Below are 17,211 nucleotides of genomic sequence, written 5' to 3'. Positions count from 1 at the left end.
GCCCCGCAACCGAATGAGGTGCGGGGCAAAGTATTGGCTGGTTGCGGCCAACCAAAGGAGCTCGGTTAAAACGGTTTGCGCAGCCGGTCAGATGCAGTCCTGGGCGGCGCGTTCAAAACTGGAAGGCAGGAAATTCGAGGCCAGCAAGTGGCGCTCGTAGATGAACACCTTGCCGCCGTTGCCGGCCTTGTAGGCTTCCAGCACGTTGTCTGCCGACACCTTGCTCGGCACCACGATCCGGTAGCTGCGCTGGGTCTGCGAAACGGTCGGGTTCAGCGCACTGCCCTGCAGCTTCGGCACCACGCAATCGGCGTATTGCGCCGGAGTCTTGTTGGTCTGCAAGGTCAGCGTCGGGTCGTTCGGTGCGGAGGCGCAACCGGCGAGCAGCAAGGAAGCAACGGCCAGGGTCGGGGCAAACAAAGCACGCATCGGGGTCATCCTGAAAATAAAGGTTCGGTTCATCTGGCAGCGATTCAGCGTCACGGCGCCGCCGCTGCCCTTTTGGTTTTGAGTGTTCAGCTGGAAGCCACCAGCGCCTTGAGCGAGGCATCGAACTGCTTCAAGGCATTGAGTTGCAGGTCACGTTGCTGCTCGATCTGCGCGGCAATCTCGTGCGCCGCTTTGTCGTGTACCCAGACCGACGAAATCTGTTTCTCCACCGAGCCCTCGGCTTTGCCGATGTACTGCAGGTCGGCATCGTAGAAACGCGCGATGAAATGCGCCTCGTACAGGCTGTTCTGCTGAGTCAGCAGGCGATTGAAGGTGTCGAGTTTCACCACAATGTCCGGATGCGCCAGAATCAGTGCATCGAGGTTGTCGTAAACAGTCACCGACATGAACTGGCGCTGCAACGAGCTGAGCAACCAGTCGATCGCCAGTTCCGGGTCGGAGCTGCTGACAAAGGCGGCGCGGATTCGCGAATCCAGTGCATCCTTGGCACCGTGCAGCGCCATGTCGTGGTAGCGCGTCAGGTATTGCAGGTTTTCCCGGGTGTTTTCGCTGTACAACACACCCACGGTCTGTGAATGCTGCAAAGTCGCGCTGCTGCCGGCGATTGGCTGAAGATGACACGCACAGGCGTCGTCGGCGTAAGACGGTGCCGTGGCTACCATGCCGCTCATCAGCAGAGCGGTCAGCGCCAGTCGGGTCAGTGTCTTCATCGCGCAATTTCCTTGAGCTGCGTTTTCAATGAAGGCAATTTTCCGCCTATTGCCAGCAAAGCTGAACTTGCGTTTCGTGATGGTCACTATTACTTCTAGCGATAGTTGCGCACGATAAAGACGGGTACACACTCATCCCCAATGACTAAAACAACAGTGAGGAAGCCGATTTGAGAACCTTTGACCTGATCCGCGACGCGGTTCTGCCCGACTTTCGCGAGCGGGTGGCGGAATACCTGGTGCAGTACGAAAGCGTGTTGCTGGACAAGGCCATCACCGATGCGCGTCTCAAGCGCGATACCGCCAATCAGTTGCGCGGCTATTTGCGCGGGTTGAACACCACGCGGGTGCTGGGCATGGCTTATTGGGAAGAACTGGACCGGCGGGTCGTCGACACCTGGCTCACGCCTCACGAATGAGCGTGGACGCCGGTCGGTGATGATCGTATGCGGCGCCTGCCAAAACGGCCCCGAACGCTTACAATCGGCGGCCTTACCGACCTTCTGACAGGCTCCCCCGGAAATGCCGCTCGACCCACCAACGATGCTGACCATCTCGATCGCTCTCGCAGCCGCTGCCGCGCTGTACCTGGCGGTCGAGTGGCGCAGTATTCGTGAGCCTTCGCTGCTGTTCTGGAGCGCCGGTTTCGCCACCATCACCATCGGTTCCACCCTGGCTCTGCTGCGTAGCAACGGCTTTTTGCTGATCGGCATCTGGTTCGCCAACGGCTTGCTGGTGACCGCGCACTTTCTGTTTCTGCTGGGGGTAGCGCGCTTCACCCAGACCCGTCTGTCACCGGCCTGGTACCTGATCTTCGTCTGCTGGCTGGTGATGCTGTTGCTGCCGGACGGGCCGCTGTGGTCGAAAGTCATGCTGGCCGCCAACTCGCTGCTGGTCGCCGCCTCGACGCTCAAGGCCAGCTTGCTGCTGCGCCCGCATGGCAGATCGCTGAGCGTCGGTGCGGTGCAATTGCGCTACGTGCTGCTCGGGCATGGGATTTTCTATGTGGCCAAGGCCCTGACCGTAGTGATCCCCGGCACGCTGATCGACCTGGCTGCGTTCCGTGGCGTCATCATCCAGATCTCGCTGGTCGAGGGCGCGATGGCGATCATGCTGATCGCACTGTCGATGACCGGCACCGAACGCTACCGGCGCGAGGAGCAGATCGCCCGACTGGCCGCCCGCGATCCACTGACCGCTCTCTACAACCGCCGCGCCCTCGACATGCGCGCGCCGGGCCTGCTGCGGGGCGTGTCTGCGGCGCATCCCGGCGCCTTGCTATTGATCGATATCGACAACTTCAAATCGGTCAACGATCAGTACGGCCACAGCGCCGGCGACCGTTTGCTGGTGGCCCTGAGCGAAATGATCCGCGCCGAGACCGCCGATGAAGCGCTGGCCGCTCGCTTGGGCGGCGACGAGTTCGTGATTTTGCTGAGCAACGCGCCGAGTGATCACATCGTCAGACTGGGCGATGCCCTGCGCGATCAGTTTCAACGCATTGCGATCCAGACATTTCCCACCGCCGAACCGGTGACACTGAGCATCGGCGCCACCCTGTTCAACCAGCCACCGGCCAGCCTCGCGGCATTGATCGAACAAGGCGACGCCGCGCTGTATGAATCCAAGCGCGGTGGGCGCAACCGCCTGCGCCTGACCGGGCTCACCACTTCAGGATGATCAGACCCATGACCCGTTCCGAAACGCCTCTGCAAGACCTCGCCGCCCCCGAAGGCGTCTGCTACGGCTGCGGCGGCCGCAACCCCCATGGCTTGCACGTCAAAAGCTACTGGCACGAAGACGGCGTGCACGTCATGGCCGAACACCTGCCGGACGACAAATACTGTGGCTGGCCGGACCTGGTGTACGGCGGCCTGCTGGCGATGCTGGTCGACTGCCACTCCAACTGGACCGCCATGGCCTACCACTATCGCCATGAACAACGCGAGCCGGGCAGCCTGCCGCGCATCGACTGCGTCACCGGCAACCTCGGCCTCAAGTTCATCAAACCCACACCGATGGGCGTCACCCTGACCTTGCGCGCCAGGGTCGAGGGCGAAGTCGGGCGCAAGACGCGGGTGATTTGCGAGGTGTATGCCGGGGAGGTGCTGACGGCGATGGGCGATTCGGTGTTCGTGCGGGTCGATACCGGGCAACTGGCGGACGCGGCGCACGGGCGCTGACTCCTACAGGGCATGGTGCTCGAATTAACCCGGGCGCTGCCCCGAAGACTGCATAACCGATTTGCGGCCCACAGCAGCGATGGCAGACAGACGTCTAAACGCCTCGGCAATCGTAAGATTCACTTACATGTTTTTCCGCTTGTGGTGCACATTGCCAACCCCTTATAAGAGCGGCTCTCACTCGCGAATTGAAGGATGCACCCATGAGCAATGCCTGGAACGAAGGGTATTTCACCGACGAGGGTTACACCTATTCGTACAGCCGGGAAATCAACCCGGTGTTCCAGCGCTTTTGCCTGTTGCTGCGTGGCTTTGCCACCTTGGAGAACGCCGGCGGCTACCACTGCGAACTGGGCTTTGGCCAGGGTGTTTCCATCAACATCCACGCCGCCGCCAACCCGGGCAACTATGTCGGCACCGACTTCACGCCATCTCAGGCCGCGCATGCCATCGCATTGGCGAACGACTGGAACAGCCAGGCCCGTCTGTATGACGACAGCTTCGAGCAACTGCTGGCCCGCGATGATCTGCCGGCGTTCGACAGCATCAGCCTGCATGGCATCTGGTCCTGGGTCAGCCGCGACAATCAGCAACTGATCGTCGAGTTCGCCCGTCGCCACCTCAAGCCCGGCGGCATGTTATACGTCAGCTACAACTGCTTCCCGGGCTGGTCGCCTTCGGCGCCCCTGCGCAATCTGTTCAGCCTGCACAATCGCTTTGCCAGCCAGGCCTCGACCAGCCCGGCCAAACGCATCGATGCCGCGATGGAGTTTTCCGAAACGCTGCTGGCGGCCAATCCGAAGTACGCCAGAGCGGCGCCGGCCCTCGGTGCCCAGTTGCAGAGCATCAAGGGCCAGAACCGTCAGTACGTGGCCCACGAGTATTTCAATCGCAACTGGGACTGCATGTATTTCATCGACGTGGTCGATGCCGTGACCGCAGCCAAACTCGACTACGCCACCACGGCCGTACCGCTGGACACTGTGGCTGCGCTGAATCTGAGTGCAGAAGGCATGGACTTTCTGGAAGGTATCGAGCACCCGATCATGCGCGAACAGGCGCGCGACTACTTTATCAATCAGAACTTCCGCCGGGATCTGTACGTACGTGGCGCCAATCGGCTGTCTGCCGCCGAGCAACGCGATGGCCTGCTGAGAACGCGTTTTGTCCTGCTGCAAGCCATCGAAAGCATTCCCGGCACGGTCACAGGCCCTGCGGGCGAGGCGTCTTTACAAGCGGACATTTACCGCCCGGTGCTCGAAGCGCTCGCTGCCAGTGCCTACGCACCGAAAACCCTGCAGCAGTTGTCGATGGCCGTCGGCTCCGTGTCTTACGACGACCTGGTGCAGGCTGTCACCGTGCTGATCGGCATGGGCGTCGCCGCCCCGTGCCAGAGCGAAGCCGCCGAAAGGCAGGTGCAGGAACGTTGCGACACCCTCAACCTGCAACTGTGCAAGCGCGCCCTGTTCAACAGCAACATTCAGGTGCTGGCCAGCCCGGTCACCGGCGGTGGCGTGCCGATCAGCCGCGTGCAGCAGCTGTTCCTGATTTCGATCAAGCAAGGCATGACCGACCCGCAAGACTGGGCGCAGTTGGCGTGGGCCGTCATCGGTGAGCAGGGCGAAGTGCTGCACAAGGGTGACCAGCCGCTGCTCACAGCCGAAGAAAACCTTGCCGAGATGACCGAACAGGCCCGGGCATTTGCCCAGACACCGCTGGACATTCTTATAGCGCTGAAGATTGCTTGATCCTGATATACGCCGGACGACTGGCCGCGATAGAGACCGGCCAGTCGTCTGCGTGTATGGCCCTGACTGCCGCCTCCTGAGCAATCCTGCCCCCACCTGCCACGCAGCGCCCCGTTAAAAAAGCAAAATTGCCATGTGTTTCCGTCGTTCCTTCTTGCGTCGCACTGTTCACTGCCCGTTCCTGTCTGTCTGGAGTTTCTCGATGCCGTCGCCCAAATCCCTGCCCTCTGCCCTGCTGGGCCTGGCCCTCGCCTGCCCGGTCATGGCCGAGGAACCCAAAAGCATGGAGTTGGGACAGGTACTGATTTCGGCTGAAGAACAAAGCGGCGTCGACGCCTCCGTCGCCGAGGCCCAAGCGCGTCTGGCGCAGGTGCCCGGCGGCAGCAATGTGGTCGACATGCGCCAGCCGTTGCAGGGCCGGGTGGCGAGCAACCAGGATGTACTGGCGTATCAGCCCGGGGTCTACGCGCAGTCGGCGGGTAATGAAGGGGTGAAAATCTCGATCCGTGGTTCGGGGATCAACCGCGCACCGGGCGCCCACGCTTCGGGGCTGTACACGATGCTCGACGGCCTGCCGCTGACCGGCCCCGGCGGCACGCCTTACGAATTGCTCGAACCGCTGTGGCTCGACCATGTGGAGGTGCTGCGCGGCGCCAACGGCTTTGATCGCGGTGCACTGGCGCTGGGTGGCGCCATCGATTACGTCAGCCACACCGGCTACGACGCGCCGAAATTGCAGGTGCGCTATGCCACCGGCAGCCACGGTTATCAGCAGCGTCAGGTGAGTTCCGGGCAGGTGCTGGGCGACTTCGATTACTACGTGTCGCTGACCGACTCGAACGCCGACGGCTATCAGGATCACACTGCCAGCGAGAGCAAAGGCGTGATCGCCAACTTCGGTTATCGCTTCAATCCGAACCTGGAAACCCGCTTCTACTTCCGCTATCGCGAGACCGACAACGACCTCGCCGGCCGCGTGACCAAACACTCGATCGAGCACACTCCACGGGCGGCCAACCCGGCCTACGTGACGCGCGATGACAGCCGTAAACAACCGGGCAGCACCTTCATCGGCAACAAGACCACCTACTACATCGACGACGATTCGAGCATCAAGACCGGGCTGGTCTATCACGACTACCCGATGGACCTGCGCGAAGGCCCGAACCGTCTGAAAGTGGCCTACACCGACGTCAGCGGCACGTTCGATTACAAGCGCCGCGACACCCTGTTCGGCATGGAAAGCCGCAGCACTGTGGGCCTGCGCACCACCAAACACCTGCCCAACGACGGCGCCAGTGAGTTCGTGCGCATCCCGTCCGGCAACACCGCCGCGTATGCCCCGGGCACCCGCATGCGCAACTTCACCTATCAGGGTTCGGACACCGTTCTGCACGTGGGCAACGACCTGGAAATCGCCGACGACCTGTGGCTGACCACCGGTCTCGCCGCCCTCTACACCCGCCGCGAAAGCGCCGTCACCTACCCGCAAAGCGGCGGCAAGACCAGCATGAACGACTGGGATTACGCGCCACGACTGGGTCTGCGCTATCAGGTCACGCCGGACCTGCAACTGTTCGGCAACCTCAGCCGTTCGGTCGAAGCACCGCACCCGTGGTCGCTGATCTACAGCTCGAACATCCGCTTCCCGGCCGGCAACGGTGCGGCGACCGGCACCCAGAGCGACCCGATCAAACTGCAGAACCAGACCGCAACCACCCTCGAACTCGGCGGTCGCGGCGACAGCACCCTCGGCCAGTGGAGCCTGGCGTGGTACTACGCGCAGGTGCGCCACGAATTGCTGTCGGTGCTGCCGGATGCCAACGCCGTCACCCCGTACGAACTCAACGCCAGCCCCACCGTGCACCAAGGCGTGGAAGCCAGCCTGCAGAGCACGCTGTGGTCAGCCGCCGACGGACGTAAATTGAGCCTGCGCCAGGCCTACACCTTCAGCGATTTCCACTACCGCGACGACCAGCGTTTCGGCGACAACCGCCTGCCCGGCCTGCCAATGCACTACTACCAGGGCGAACTGCGCCACGACTGGCCGCAGGGCTTCTTCGCGGCAGTCAACACGCAACTGGTGTCCAAAGTCGCGGTGGATTACGCCAACAGCTACTACGCCGATCCCTACGCACTGTTCGGCGCCACCGTCGGCTACAACGCGCCGAAAAACGACTGGCAAACCTGGCTCGACCTGCGCAACCTGACCAACAAGCACTACGCCGCGACGGTCACACCGGGGTATGACGACAAGGGTCAGGACGCGGCGCGGTCTACGCCGGGTGAAGGGTTGGGGGTCTATGTCGGGGTGTCGTGGAGTTTGCTTTGACGGCATGACCTGACCAGCAGCAGAAAAACGCAGCGGGTCAAAACGGCCCCTGCGTCATCACCCGCGTCTCGATGATGTTGCGCAACGCAACGACGCGCTTCTGATACAGCTCAGTCAAACAATCGACCTTCGCACCACAGGCCTTGCGGCTTTTGAGGAAGGCCTGTTGTTCGCCGATCAGAGCATCGCGCCCGCCCATCGGCAGCAGGCGTTTATCGAGGCTGAACAGCTCGCCCATGGTCACGTCCAGATCGTTCAGCGTGCGGCTGGCGCAGACGGCTTTTTCGTCCGCCGCCCGGGCCTTGGCGCAGTCGAAACTGGCGGCGTGTGCCGAATTGGCAGCGATCAGCAGCGCACAGCCGAGGGCGGCAGCGGTCACCCGTGAAATTTCTCGAACTCGCGTCATGTCGTCGTATCCAACGTTGTAAGCCAATGGAGGTATGAAAAATGAAAAACACCGATGACCGCAAGCCTGCAACCCCTCATAACGCACCACCGCTCGATGCGGCGGGTAAACCGGTGGATGTGGTTCGCCGGGATCTGCAGGACAGTGACGACGACACCAAAGCAGTAGACGAGGTGCTGACGCCAACCTCGATCCGCACCAAGGAACAGGAGGCCGAGGAACTCAAGCGCAAGACCGATGCGATCGAACGCAAGGTTGCCGACGGCAACTGACGCGACACTCCCCCCTCCTTAAAGGAGAAATTTTCCTTGTCTGTCCCGGGTTTTCCCGCCCGGGACAACCCGCCCCTGCCCTGCAAGCCGCATTTTTACTGGCTTCCCCCACTCTGCTTCAGCAATTTGTATTCACATCCCAGCTTAATAATATTTTACCGATACCCCCCTCCTGCCTAGTCTGACCGCAAGCAAAACGGACAAGCCTGAAGCGATCCGAATCCACTTGCCTTGCCAGGAAGGATGTAGAAATGAGCAATGAAATAATAAAAACAGACACGCTTGTTGTGGGGGCCGGACAGGCGGGTGTGGCGATGAGCGAGCACCTGAGCAAACTCGGTGTGCCGCATCTGGTGCTGGAACGCAGCCGCATTGCCGAACGTTGGCGCACCGGGCGCTGGGACTCGTTGGTGGCCAACGGTCCGGCGTGGCATGACCGCTTTCCGGGGCTGGAATTCGATGATGTAGATCCCGATGGTTTCGCCCCCAAGGAGCGCGTGGCGGACTATTTCGAAGCCTATGCGAAGAAATTCAACGCGCCGATTCGCACCGGGGTCGAGGTCAAAAGCGTGGTGCGCAATGTCGGGCGTCCGGGCTTCACCGTCGAGACCTCCGAAGGGGTGATCGAAGCCAGCCGCGTGGTCGCGGCGACCGGGCCGTTCCAGCGCCCGGTGATCCCGCCAATTGCGCCGCAAGACCCGCGTCTGTTGCAGATCCACTCCGCCGACTATCGCAATCCGCAGCAACTGCCCGCCGGCGCGGTGCTGGTGGTCGGTGCCGGATCGTCCGGCGTACAGATCGCCGATGAACTGCAGCGTTCCGGCAAGCAGGTCTATCTGTCGGTCGGTGCGCATGACCGTCCACCGCGTGCCTATCGCAACCGTGATTTCTGCTGGTGGCTGGGGGTGCTCGGCGAGTGGGATCAGGCGGCGATGAAACCCGGTCGCGAGCACGTGACCATCGCGGTCAGCGGCGCGCATGGCGGGCGCACCATCGACTTCCGTGGTCTGGCCCATCGCGGCATGATGCTGGTCGGCGTGACCGAGTCGTTCAATAACGGCGTGGTGACCTTCAAGCAGGACCTTGTGGACAACCTCAAGCGTGGCGATGACAACTACCTCGCCCTGCTGGATGCCGCCGATGCCTACATCGAACGCAATGGCCTGGATCTTCCCGAAGAACCCGAGGCGCGCGAAACCTATCCGGATCCCGATTGCGTGAAAGATCCGCTGCTCGATCTGGATCTGGCCGAAGCCGGGATCACCTCGATCATCTGGGCCACCGGGTTCGCCGTGGACTATTCCTGGCTGCAGGTCGCAGCGTTTGACGACAAGGGCAAACCGCAACATCAACGTGGCGTGTCCAGCGAGCCGGGGGTGTATTTCCTTGGGCTGCCATGGCAGTCGCGCCGCGGTTCGTCGTTCATCTGGGGCGTGTGGCACGACGCCAAACACGTGGCCGATCACATCGCCACCCAGCGCAAATACCTCGACTACAAGGATGCCGAGCAGCGTGAAGCGGCCCTGCATTCGACCGCCAGCACGAAAGCCGCCGATACCGTCGACGCTTGATTGCCCTCTTCCGCGAAGGTGCCCGGTGCACCGCTGAACACTCAGTCTGGAGCTGTACATGAGCAAGCCAACCCACACCCGCATCCGTATGTTCAACACCAAGGACACCTACCCGAACCAGACCCTGGACAACGATTTGTGCCAGGCCGTGCGCGCCGGCAACACCGTGTATGTGCGGGGTCAGGTCGGCACCGATTTCGACGGCAATCTGGTGGGCCTCGGTGATCCGCGCGCGCAGGCCGAACAGGCGATGCGCAACGTCAAGCAACTGCTGGAAGAAGCCGGCAGTGACATGAGCCATATCGTCAAGACCACCACCTACCTGATCGACCCGCGCTACCGCGAGCCGGTGTATCAGGAGGTCGGCAAGTGGCTCAAAGGCGTGTTCCCGATCTCCACCGGGCTGGTGGTGTCGGCACTGGGGCAGCCGCAGTGGCTGATGGAGATTGATGTGGTGGCGGTGATTCCCGAGTAAGTCGGAAGACCGAGTCGCGGCCTTCGCGAGCAGGCTCGCTCCCACATTGAAATGCAATCCCCTGTGGGAGCGAGCCTGCTCGCGATGAGGCCAGTCAAGACACACAAGGAGTAAACAGATGACCTTTTCAATCGCAGCCCGTTGCCCCGAAACCGGCCAGTTCGGTGTCGCCATCAGTTCCTCCAGCATCGCCGTCGGCGCGCGTTGCCCGTGGCTGTTGCCGGGTGTCGGCGCGGTGTCGAGCCAGAACATCACCCTGCCGTCCCTCGGCCCGGAAGTCCTCGCGCTGATGGAGCAAGGCCACGCGCCCGACGCTGCGCTGGACCAGGTGCTGACTCGCAACGGCTACAGCCAATACCGGCAGATCACCGCGATCAACCACCTCGGCCAGACCGCGCATTTCAGCGGCGCGCAAACCCTCGGCGTGCACAACGCGGTCTCCGGCGAACAATGCGTGGCCGCCGGCAACATGCTCGCCGGGCGCTCGGTAATCGAAGCGATGGTCAGTGCCTTTGAGGACGGCGAAGGCCAGTTGGCCGACCGCTTGCTCAAGGCCTTGCACGCCGCACAAGCCCTCGGTGGCGAAGCCGGGCCGGTGCATTCGGCGGCCGTGGTGGTGGTCGGCGAACAGACCTGGCCGATCGTCAATTTGCGCGTTGATTGGGCCGACGAAGACCCGATCGGCCAGTTGCAAAAACTCTGGGACGCCTATCAGCCGCAGTTGCAGGACTACATCGACCGCGCACTCGACCCGGCCAAGGCGCCGGGTTATGGCGTTGCCGGTGATGATCGATGAACAGCGTCGGGTTGCTCAGGACGCTGGTGGGCTTCGACACCACCAGCCGCGAATCCAACCTGCAACTGATCGAGTTCGTGCGCGACTACCTCGCAGGCTTCGATGTGCCGTGCGAGCTGATCTACAACGCCGAGCGCAGCAAGGCCAATCTGTTCGCGAGCATTGGCCCGGCCGAGCAACCGGGCATCGTGCTCTCGGGGCACACCGATGTGGTGCCGGTCGATGGTCAACCATGGACAGTAGCGCCGTTTGAACTCAGCGAGCACGACGGCAAGCTGTTCGGGCGCGGTACCGCCGACATGAAGGGCTACATCGCTTGCGTGCTGGCGCTGGTGCCGGCGCTGGTCGCTGCAGAGCTGCGCATGCCCGTGCACATCGCCCTGTCCTATGACGAAGAAGTCGGCTGCCTCGGGGTGCGCTCGTTGCTCGCCGAGCTGGAGCAGCGCCCGGTCAAACCGCTGCTGTGCATCATCGGTGAACCGACCGAGTTGAAACCGGTGCTCGGCCATAAAGGCAAACTGGCGATGCGCTGCGACGTGCACGGCCATCCGTGTCATTCGGCTTACGCACCGCTGGGGGTCAACGCCATCGAGTACGCCGCCGAGCTGATCGGTGAGCTTGGGCGCATCGGCCAGCAACTGAAAGCACCCAAGCATCACGACGCACGTTTCGATCCGCCCTACAGCACGGTGCAAACCGGAGTGATCAGCGGCGGCAAGGCGCTGAACATCGTGCCTGCCGATTGCCGCTTCGACTTTGAGATCCGTGCCCTGCCCTCGCAAGATCCAACCCAGGTCGCACAACAGTTGCAAGCTTACGCCGAGCAGCAAGTGCTGCCGCGCATGCGGGCAGTGAGCGAGCACAGTGCGATTCGTTTTAGTGAGCTGTCGGCTTATCCGGGCCTGGCTACCGATGCGCAGAGTCAGGCGGCGGAGCTGATTGCGGCGTTTTGCGGTTCACGGGAATACGGCACCGTGGCGTTCGGCACCGAGGGCGGGCTGTTCGATGCGGCGGGTATACCCACCGTGGTCTGTGGCCCCGGCAGCATGGATCAGGGGCACAAACCGGATGAGTTTGTCAGTCGCGCGCAACTCGATGCCTGCGATGCGATGCTGCAACGGATGCTGGCCTCGATTCGCGCCTGATCCTTTCGGCCTGACTGCCTGCCTTCAAGCGTGCAGTCGGGCCAATTCCTCACGGCAATGATCAACGAACAACTGCACCGGTTTGGTCAGTTGCACCCGACGCAGCCAGGCTGCCGACAAGCCCGAGCCGGTCACGGTTTCCGCCAGCGGCACGCACACCACTTTCTGCCCGTCGTAGGTGTACTCGCCGAACGGCCGGGTCACCAGAATCGAAAAGCCGAAACCGCGCCCGACCATGCCGCGCACCATCTCGATCGACGGCGAGCTGAAGACGATGTGCGGGGTCAGTCCGCGCTCCTCGAAAATGCTCACGAAGTAGGTGCGGCTGGGCACCACGTCGAGCAGGATCATCGGCTCCAGCACCAGATCGTGCAGCGAGACTTTAGCCTGCTGGGCAAAGCGGTGGTCGGCCGGCAGCAAGGCGTAAGGCTGCTGCGGCGGCATCAGCGGCGTGGTGTCGATGGTGGTGTCGAGGTCATGTTCAAAGAGCATCGCCACATCGATGCTGCCGGCGGTCAGCGCCTGCACCAGTTCCTGCTGTTCGCCATCGCGAATACGGATTTCCACGCCCGGCCAGCGCTGCTTGAACCCGGCGATCAGGCGCGGCAGGTACAACGGCGCGACGGTTTCGAAACAGCCGATATCGATCTGCCCGGAGACCACATCGTTGTCGGCCAGGGCGTTCTGCTCGAACTCATGCGCCACTCGCAGCAATTCCAGCGCCTTGCGATAGAAACGCGAACCACTGGGCGTCAGCGACACGCCCTGGGCGTGATGGCGGATGAACAGCTGCACGCCGAAGCTTTCTTCCAGATGTTTGATCGCGGTGGAGACCGACGGCTGGGCGATATAGAGCTTGCGCGAGGCTTCGGCGACGCTGCCGCAATCGGCGGTGGTGACGAAGTATTTGAGCTGGCGCAGGTTGTAGGCGGCCATATAAAAACCTCTGCAAGTGAGACAACGCTTTTGTGGTGAGGGAGCTTGCTCCCGCTTGAGTGCGCAGCACTCACAATATCGGGGGAATGGTGCCGTTTGGGGCCGCTTCGCTGCCCAGCGGGAGCAAGCTCCCTCGCCACAGGAAAGGGTTCGCCTCTGAAAGTTTTTGTTATTGATCACTGTTGAACATACCGGACAGCCCCCAGACCCGGGGCATATATTTTTTAAGGTCTGAAGCAACAAACTTACTAATTTATCTATCCCGGGCCTTTGCACATGATCGCTTCAACAAGAAATGCGCCGTCCGTGTCGGCGCTTACCGAAGTACGTCCACGTACTCATCCTTGCCTTGGAGTTCGTCATGTCCACCTCTGCAACAACATCCGCGCCGCTCATTGAAAAACACACGATAGGATACGTGCCCCCCGAAGATCGCCACGGAAAGGTCAGGGATCTGTTCACGCTGTGGTTCGGCGGCAACATCGCGCCGTTGCCGATCGTCACCGGCGCGCTGGGCGTGCAGTTGTTCCACTTGAATCTGGTCTGGGGCATCGTCGCGATTCTGGTCGGTCATCTGGTCGGCGGCGTGCTGATGGCGCTGCACTCGGCGCAAGGCCCGCAGATGGGCATTCCACAGATGATCCAGAGCCGCGCACAGTTCGGCTCGCTCGGCGCGCTGCTGGTGGTGCTGATTGCCGGGGTCATGTACATCGGCTTTTTCGCCTCCAACATCGTGCTGGCCGGCAAGTCGCTGCACGGCGTGGTCGACAGCGTGCCGGTCCCGGTCGGCATCGTCATCGGCGCTCTCGGGTCGGGGATCATCGGCATCATCGGCTACCGATTCATCCACGTGCTCAACCGCATCGGCACCTGGGTGCTGGGGATCGGCATCGTCGTCGGTTTCGGCTACATCTTCACCCACATTCAGACCGATGACTTCCTCACCCGTGGCAGCTTCAACCTCTCCGGCTGGCTCGCCACTGTGTCGCTGGCGGCGCTGTGGCAGATCGCGTTTGCGCCGTACGTATCCGACTATTCGCGTTACCTGCCGGCCGATGTCAAAGTCTCGTCGACTTTCTGGACCACGTATCTGGGTTCGGCGCTGGGCTCGAGTCTGGCGTTCATCTTCGGTGCCGTCGCCGTGCTCGCGACACCCGTGGGCATGGACACCATGGACGCGGTCAAGCTCGCCACCGGCTCGATCGGGCCGCTGATGCTGGTGCTGTTCCTGCTCAGCGTGATCAGCCACAACGCCCTCAACCTGTACGGCGCGGTGCTGTCGCTGATCACGTTGGTGCAGACCTTCGCCTACCGCTGGATCCCCACCGCGAAAAGTCGCGCGGTGATCTCGATCATCGTGCTGCTGGCCTGCTGCTTCGCCGCCGTCGGCGCGTCGAAGGACTTCATCGGCCACTTCGTCGACATGGTGCTGGTGCTGCTGGTGGTCCTGGTACCGTGGACCGCGATCAACCTGATCGACTTCTACGCCATTCACAAGGGCCAGTACGACATCCAGTCGATCTTCCAGGTCGACGGTGGCATCTACGGACGTTACAACCCGCAGGCGTTGCTGGCCTATGCGATCGGCATTGCGGTGCAGATCCCCTTCATGAACACCCCGCTGTACGTCGGCCCGGTGTCGGCGCACATCAACGGCGCCGACCTGTCGTGGCTGGTGGGGCTGCTGGTGACCTCGCCGCTGTACTTCTGGCTGGCCAGTCGTGACAGCGCTTATCGGCGGCGGATGATGGGCGGGAAACTGGCGGGCAGTCTGTGACGGTGTCCGCATGATAAAAGAAGGCCCGCCATGCGCGGGCCTTCTGCGTTGTGGTGTGGTATTTCTTGATGCCCCGACAGGCACCCACGAGACAGGGAAAACTCATGCTGCGAATTCTGGGCAAGGCGTCATCGATCAACGTGCGCAAAGTGCTGTGGACCTGCGCTGAACTGCAGATCCCGTTCGAGCGTGAGGATTGGGGCTCGGGCTTCAAACCCACCGACACCCCGGAGTTTCTCGCCCTCAACCCCTGCGCCATGGTGCCGGTGATTCAGGACGGCGATTTCACCCTGTGGGAATCGAACACGATCATTCGTTATCTGGCGGGCAACTATGGCGGCGCAGACCTCTACCCCGCCGAGCCGCGAGTTCGTGCGCGGGTCGATCAGTGGATCGACTGGCAGGCGTCGGAGCTGAACCGCTCGTGGTCATATGCGTTCATGTCGCTGGTGCGCCAGTCAGCGAATTATCAGGACAGCGCCGCTCTGGCCAAGGGCATCGAGCAGTGGTCGCAGACCATGGGCATCCTCGATCAACAGTTGCAGAAGACTGGCGCCTACGTCAGTGGCGACCGGTTTTCCCTCGCCGATATCCCCATCGGGCTGTCAGTCAACCGCTGGTTCGAAACGCCGCTCGCGCATCCGGACTATCCCACCGTCAGCGCGTATTACCAGCGTCTGAGCCAACGCGAAGGCTTTCGCCTGTACGGCAGAAACGGTACGCCGTGACAATCAGATCAACAGATCTTCATAAAACGCGCCGAACGGTCGCTGCGGGTGGGCGATCTGGATTTCCAGAATCCACACCCCGGCATTTGGCGTCTGGTCGAAATCGCCGAGATTGCCGCCGCGATTGGATCGCGTGAGGGAAATCGCTGACGCGGTGGCCCTTGATATCGAGATTGAGTTTCCAGCCCATGGCTTCAGCCTGATCGCTGGCATAGAGATAAAGTTCGACACCGCTCACGCCTTGGCGCCACAGTGCCTCGACACGCTTGAACAGCTCCTTGGACGCCGCCGCGCAGGCGATCATTTCCGGATCGGAGCCGGTGGTGAAGGTTGCGCCGGCATCGCCTTCGTGCCCCTGCCAGACCACGCCCATGTCAATGAAGAAAATATCGTTGTTACCGAGCACCGGATCGCCTTCGGAACGCTCCTTAAACGCCTTCAGCGTATTGGCGCCAAAGCGGATCAGCAGCGGATGCCAGATGCGGTCCATGCCCAGTTCGGCGAGGATCTGCTTGCCCCGCTCCTGGGCTTCGGACTCACGCATGCCGGGCTTGATCACCCTGGCGATGGCATCAACGGCGTTCCAGGTCAGGCCCTGCGCATGACGCATCGTTTCCAGCACAAACCGCTCACCGACTGCTTCTTTTCCGCTCAGGGCTGCACTCATTTGCTTGTTCCTCATGGCTACGCTGTATAGTTTTTTATATTGCGAAACCCCGATCAAGATACAGTCATGACACAACGTGTCAATTACTCTTCCGCACGCACCACCCCGCGCTCCTCCAGCAAACGCACGAACATGCTCAAGCTGCGCGACACCGTGCCCCGGCGCCACACCAGCCAAGTGGTCAGATAGCGAAAATCCGCCGCCAGCGGCCACACGCTCACGGTTGCGCTGCCAGGCATGCTCTGCAGCATCTTGCGCGGCATCAGCGCCAGCCCGGCCCCTGCACTGACGCAGGCAAGCATGCCGTGATACGACTCCATTTCGAAAATCTTGCCCGGTACGGCAGCGTCGGTGCTGAACCATTTTTCGAAGTGATGCCGGTAGGAGCAGTTGGAGCGGAACGCGTAGATGTTCTCGCCGTTCACATCCGCCGCGCGCCGCACCGGGGGGTGATTGAGCGGCGCGATGATGACCATCTCTTCCTCGAACGCCGGCACACCTTCCAGCGCCGGGTGCAGCACCGGGCCATCGACGAAGGCCGCCGCCAATCGTCCGGAGAGTACGCCGTCGATCATTGTCCCGGACGGGCCGGTCGACAGATCCAGATCGACCTTGGGATGCAACTGGTTGTACGCCGCGAGCAGTTCGGGGATGCGCACGGCGGCGGTACTTTCCAGCGAACCGAGGGGAAATGCGCCCTGCGGTTCTTCACCGGCGACCGTGGCCCGCGCTTCCTGCACCAGATCGAGAATGCGCCGCGCGTATTCGAGAAAACTCCAGCCAGCAGGTGACAGACGCAGACGACTTTTCTCGCGAATGAACAGGTCGACGCCTAAGTCCTGCTCCAACTGCTTGATCCGCGTGGTCAGGTTCGATGGCACGCGATGAATCTGCGCCGCGGCGGCGCTGATGCTGCCGTGCTCGGCAACGGCCTTGAAGATTTCCAGCTGCACCAGATCCACAGTCATTCTCCAATCGTGAAAGAAACGATCTTTATTATTCAGTTTCCAGAAAA

The 17,211-nt window shown here is 61.9% G+C and carries 17 protein-coding genes and 1 pseudogene; 12 read left to right on the top strand and 6 right to left on the bottom strand.

Annotated features, from left to right (window positions below):
• Positions 1-87: 87 nt before the first annotated feature.
• Both LVD08_RS19575 and LVD08_RS19570 read right to left on the bottom strand, forming a co-directional pair.
• A complete protein-coding gene (locus tag LVD08_RS19575; RefSeq protein WP_095136448.1) occupies positions 88-429 on the bottom strand; it encodes a hypothetical protein in 342 nt (113 codons plus the stop codon).
• 86 nt (positions 430-515) lie between these two features.
• On the bottom strand, positions 516-1,160 hold the full coding sequence (locus LVD08_RS19570) for an ATPase (RefSeq protein ID WP_202368508.1): 645 nt from the start codon (positions 1,158-1,160) through the stop codon (positions 516-518).
• A gap of 170 nt (positions 1,161-1,330) precedes the next feature.
• Here LVD08_RS19570 and LVD08_RS19565 point away from each other — a divergent pair, with 170 nt between their 5' ends.
• The 5 genes from LVD08_RS19565 to LVD08_RS19545 all read left to right on the top strand — a co-directional run bounded on the left by LVD08_RS19565 (position 1,331) and on the right by LVD08_RS19545 (position 7,423).
• Positions 1,331-1,579 (top strand): hypothetical protein, encoded by a 249-nt coding sequence (locus LVD08_RS19565; protein ID WP_247268964.1) that lies wholly within the window; start codon positions 1,331-1,333, stop codon positions 1,577-1,579.
• A 103-nt stretch (positions 1,580-1,682) separates the two neighbouring features.
• Complete coding sequence (locus LVD08_RS19560; RefSeq protein ID WP_247268963.1) at positions 1,683-2,840, top strand: GGDEF domain-containing protein; 1,158 nt, start codon at positions 1,683-1,685, stop codon at positions 2,838-2,840.
• Positions 2,841-2,848: 8 nt separating this feature from the next.
• Positions 2,849-3,343, top strand: a complete 495-nt coding sequence (locus tag LVD08_RS19555; RefSeq protein ID WP_247268962.1) for a PaaI family thioesterase — start codon at positions 2,849-2,851, stop codon at positions 3,341-3,343.
• A gap of 203 nt (positions 3,344-3,546) precedes the next feature.
• A complete protein-coding gene (locus LVD08_RS19550; protein ID WP_247268961.1) occupies positions 3,547-5,091 on the top strand; it encodes a class I SAM-dependent methyltransferase in 1,545 nt (514 codons plus the stop codon).
• 202 nt (positions 5,092-5,293) lie between these two features.
• Positions 5,294-7,423: a TonB-dependent receptor family protein gene (locus LVD08_RS19545; RefSeq protein WP_247268960.1), complete on the top strand. Its 2,130-nt coding sequence runs from the start codon at positions 5,294-5,296 to the stop codon at positions 7,421-7,423.
• 37 nt (positions 7,424-7,460) lie between these two features.
• Here the strand turns inward: LVD08_RS19545 and LVD08_RS19540 are convergent, their stop codons facing one another.
• The gene (locus LVD08_RS19540; protein WP_247268959.1) at positions 7,461-7,829 is read right to left on the bottom strand and encodes a lysozyme inhibitor LprI family protein; all 369 of its coding nucleotides are present in this window, start codon (positions 7,827-7,829) and stop codon (positions 7,461-7,463) included.
• A 41-nt stretch (positions 7,830-7,870) separates the two neighbouring features.
• Here LVD08_RS19540 and LVD08_RS19535 point away from each other — a divergent pair, with 41 nt between their 5' ends.
• From LVD08_RS19535 to argE, 5 genes are all read left to right on the top strand, one after another.
• Positions 7,871-8,101, top strand: coding sequence for a hypothetical protein (locus LVD08_RS19535; protein WP_027613005.1), 231 nt, complete (start codon positions 7,871-7,873; stop codon positions 8,099-8,101).
• Positions 8,102-8,352: 251 nt separating this feature from the next.
• The gene (locus tag LVD08_RS19530; RefSeq protein ID WP_247268958.1) at positions 8,353-9,672 is read left to right on the top strand and encodes a flavin-containing monooxygenase; all 1,320 of its coding nucleotides are present in this window, start codon (positions 8,353-8,355) and stop codon (positions 9,670-9,672) included.
• A gap of 58 nt (positions 9,673-9,730) precedes the next feature.
• Positions 9,731-10,147: a RidA family protein gene (locus LVD08_RS19525; RefSeq protein ID WP_003225869.1), complete on the top strand. Its 417-nt coding sequence runs from the start codon at positions 9,731-9,733 to the stop codon at positions 10,145-10,147.
• Positions 10,148-10,265: 118 nt separating this feature from the next.
• Positions 10,266-10,943, top strand: coding sequence for a DUF1028 domain-containing protein (locus LVD08_RS19520; protein WP_115989536.1), 678 nt, complete (start codon positions 10,266-10,268; stop codon positions 10,941-10,943).
• A complete protein-coding gene (argE, locus tag LVD08_RS19515) occupies positions 10,940-12,088 on the top strand; it encodes an acetylornithine deacetylase (RefSeq protein WP_247268957.1) in 1,149 nt (382 codons plus the stop codon). Before LVD08_RS19520 ends, argE begins: the two co-directional genes overlap by 4 nt.
• A 24-nt stretch (positions 12,089-12,112) precedes the next feature.
• Here argE and LVD08_RS19510 read toward each other — a convergent pair whose 3' ends face one another.
• The gene (locus LVD08_RS19510) at positions 12,113-13,024 is read right to left on the bottom strand and encodes a LysR family transcriptional regulator (protein WP_095136462.1); all 912 of its coding nucleotides are present in this window, start codon (positions 13,022-13,024) and stop codon (positions 12,113-12,115) included.
• Between the two features lie 361 nt (positions 13,025-13,385).
• On the opposite strand from LVD08_RS19510, the gene LVD08_RS19505 reads away from it, so the two are divergent.
• Together LVD08_RS19505 and LVD08_RS19500 are read left to right on the top strand one after the other, a co-directional pair.
• The gene (locus tag LVD08_RS19505) at positions 13,386-14,801 is read left to right on the top strand and encodes a purine-cytosine permease family protein (protein ID WP_247268956.1); all 1,416 of its coding nucleotides are present in this window, start codon (positions 13,386-13,388) and stop codon (positions 14,799-14,801) included.
• Positions 14,802-14,905: 104 nt separating this feature from the next.
• Entirely contained in the window at positions 14,906-15,529 is a 624-nt protein-coding gene (locus tag LVD08_RS19500; RefSeq protein WP_247268955.1) for a glutathione S-transferase family protein, read from the top strand.
• A gap of 3 nt (positions 15,530-15,532) precedes the next feature.
• Here LVD08_RS19500 and LVD08_RS19495 read toward each other — a convergent pair.
• Positions 15,533-16,196: pseudogene (locus LVD08_RS19495) on the bottom strand (M24 family metallopeptidase).
• A gap of 83 nt (positions 16,197-16,279) precedes the next feature.
• Entirely contained in the window at positions 16,280-17,158 is an 879-nt protein-coding gene (gene ptrR / locus LVD08_RS19490) for a putrescine utilization regulator PtrR (RefSeq protein WP_097090372.1), read from the bottom strand.
• Between the last annotated feature and the right edge of the window lie 53 nt (positions 17,159-17,211).

The organism is Pseudomonas sp. YL2 (assembly GCF_023063025.1).
Classification (GTDB): domain Bacteria; phylum Pseudomonadota; class Gammaproteobacteria; order Pseudomonadales; family Pseudomonadaceae; genus Aquipseudomonas; species Aquipseudomonas putida_A.
Note: the sequence above shows the minus strand (reverse complement) of the source record. Positions and strands in the feature narration are given on the sequence as shown.

Excerpts from the sequence above, each read along its gene's own strand:
- LVD08_RS19575 (WP_095136448.1), bottom strand. The coding sequence starts at position 429 with ATGCGTGCTTTGTTTGCCCCGACCCTGGCCGTTGCTTCCTTGCTGCTC.
- LVD08_RS19570 (WP_202368508.1), bottom strand. The coding sequence starts at position 1,160 with ATGAAGACACTGACCCGACTGGCGCTGACCGCTCTGCTGATGAGCGGC.
- LVD08_RS19560 (WP_247268963.1), top strand. The coding sequence starts at position 1,683 with ATGCCGCTCGACCCACCAACGATGCTGACCATCTCGATCGCTCTCGCA.
- LVD08_RS19555 (WP_247268962.1), top strand. The coding sequence starts at position 2,849 with ATGACCCGTTCCGAAACGCCTCTGCAAGACCTCGCCGCCCCCGAAGGC.
- LVD08_RS19550 (WP_247268961.1), top strand. The coding sequence starts at position 3,547 with ATGAGCAATGCCTGGAACGAAGGGTATTTCACCGACGAGGGTTACACC.
- LVD08_RS19545 (WP_247268960.1), top strand. The coding sequence starts at position 5,294 with ATGCCGTCGCCCAAATCCCTGCCCTCTGCCCTGCTGGGCCTGGCCCTC.
- LVD08_RS19540 (WP_247268959.1), bottom strand. The coding sequence starts at position 7,829 with ATGACGCGAGTTCGAGAAATTTCACGGGTGACCGCTGCCGCCCTCGGC.
- LVD08_RS19535 (WP_027613005.1), top strand. The coding sequence starts at position 7,871 with ATGAAAAACACCGATGACCGCAAGCCTGCAACCCCTCATAACGCACCA.
- LVD08_RS19530 (WP_247268958.1), top strand. The coding sequence starts at position 8,353 with ATGAGCAATGAAATAATAAAAACAGACACGCTTGTTGTGGGGGCCGGA.
- LVD08_RS19525 (WP_003225869.1), top strand. The coding sequence starts at position 9,731 with ATGAGCAAGCCAACCCACACCCGCATCCGTATGTTCAACACCAAGGAC.
- LVD08_RS19520 (WP_115989536.1), top strand. The coding sequence starts at position 10,266 with ATGACCTTTTCAATCGCAGCCCGTTGCCCCGAAACCGGCCAGTTCGGT.
- argE (WP_247268957.1), top strand. The coding sequence starts at position 10,940 with ATGAACAGCGTCGGGTTGCTCAGGACGCTGGTGGGCTTCGACACCACC.
- LVD08_RS19510 (WP_095136462.1), bottom strand. The coding sequence starts at position 13,024 with ATGGCCGCCTACAACCTGCGCCAGCTCAAATACTTCGTCACCACCGCC.
- LVD08_RS19505 (WP_247268956.1), top strand. The coding sequence starts at position 13,386 with ATGTCCACCTCTGCAACAACATCCGCGCCGCTCATTGAAAAACACACG.
- LVD08_RS19500 (WP_247268955.1), top strand. The coding sequence starts at position 14,906 with ATGCTGCGAATTCTGGGCAAGGCGTCATCGATCAACGTGCGCAAAGTG.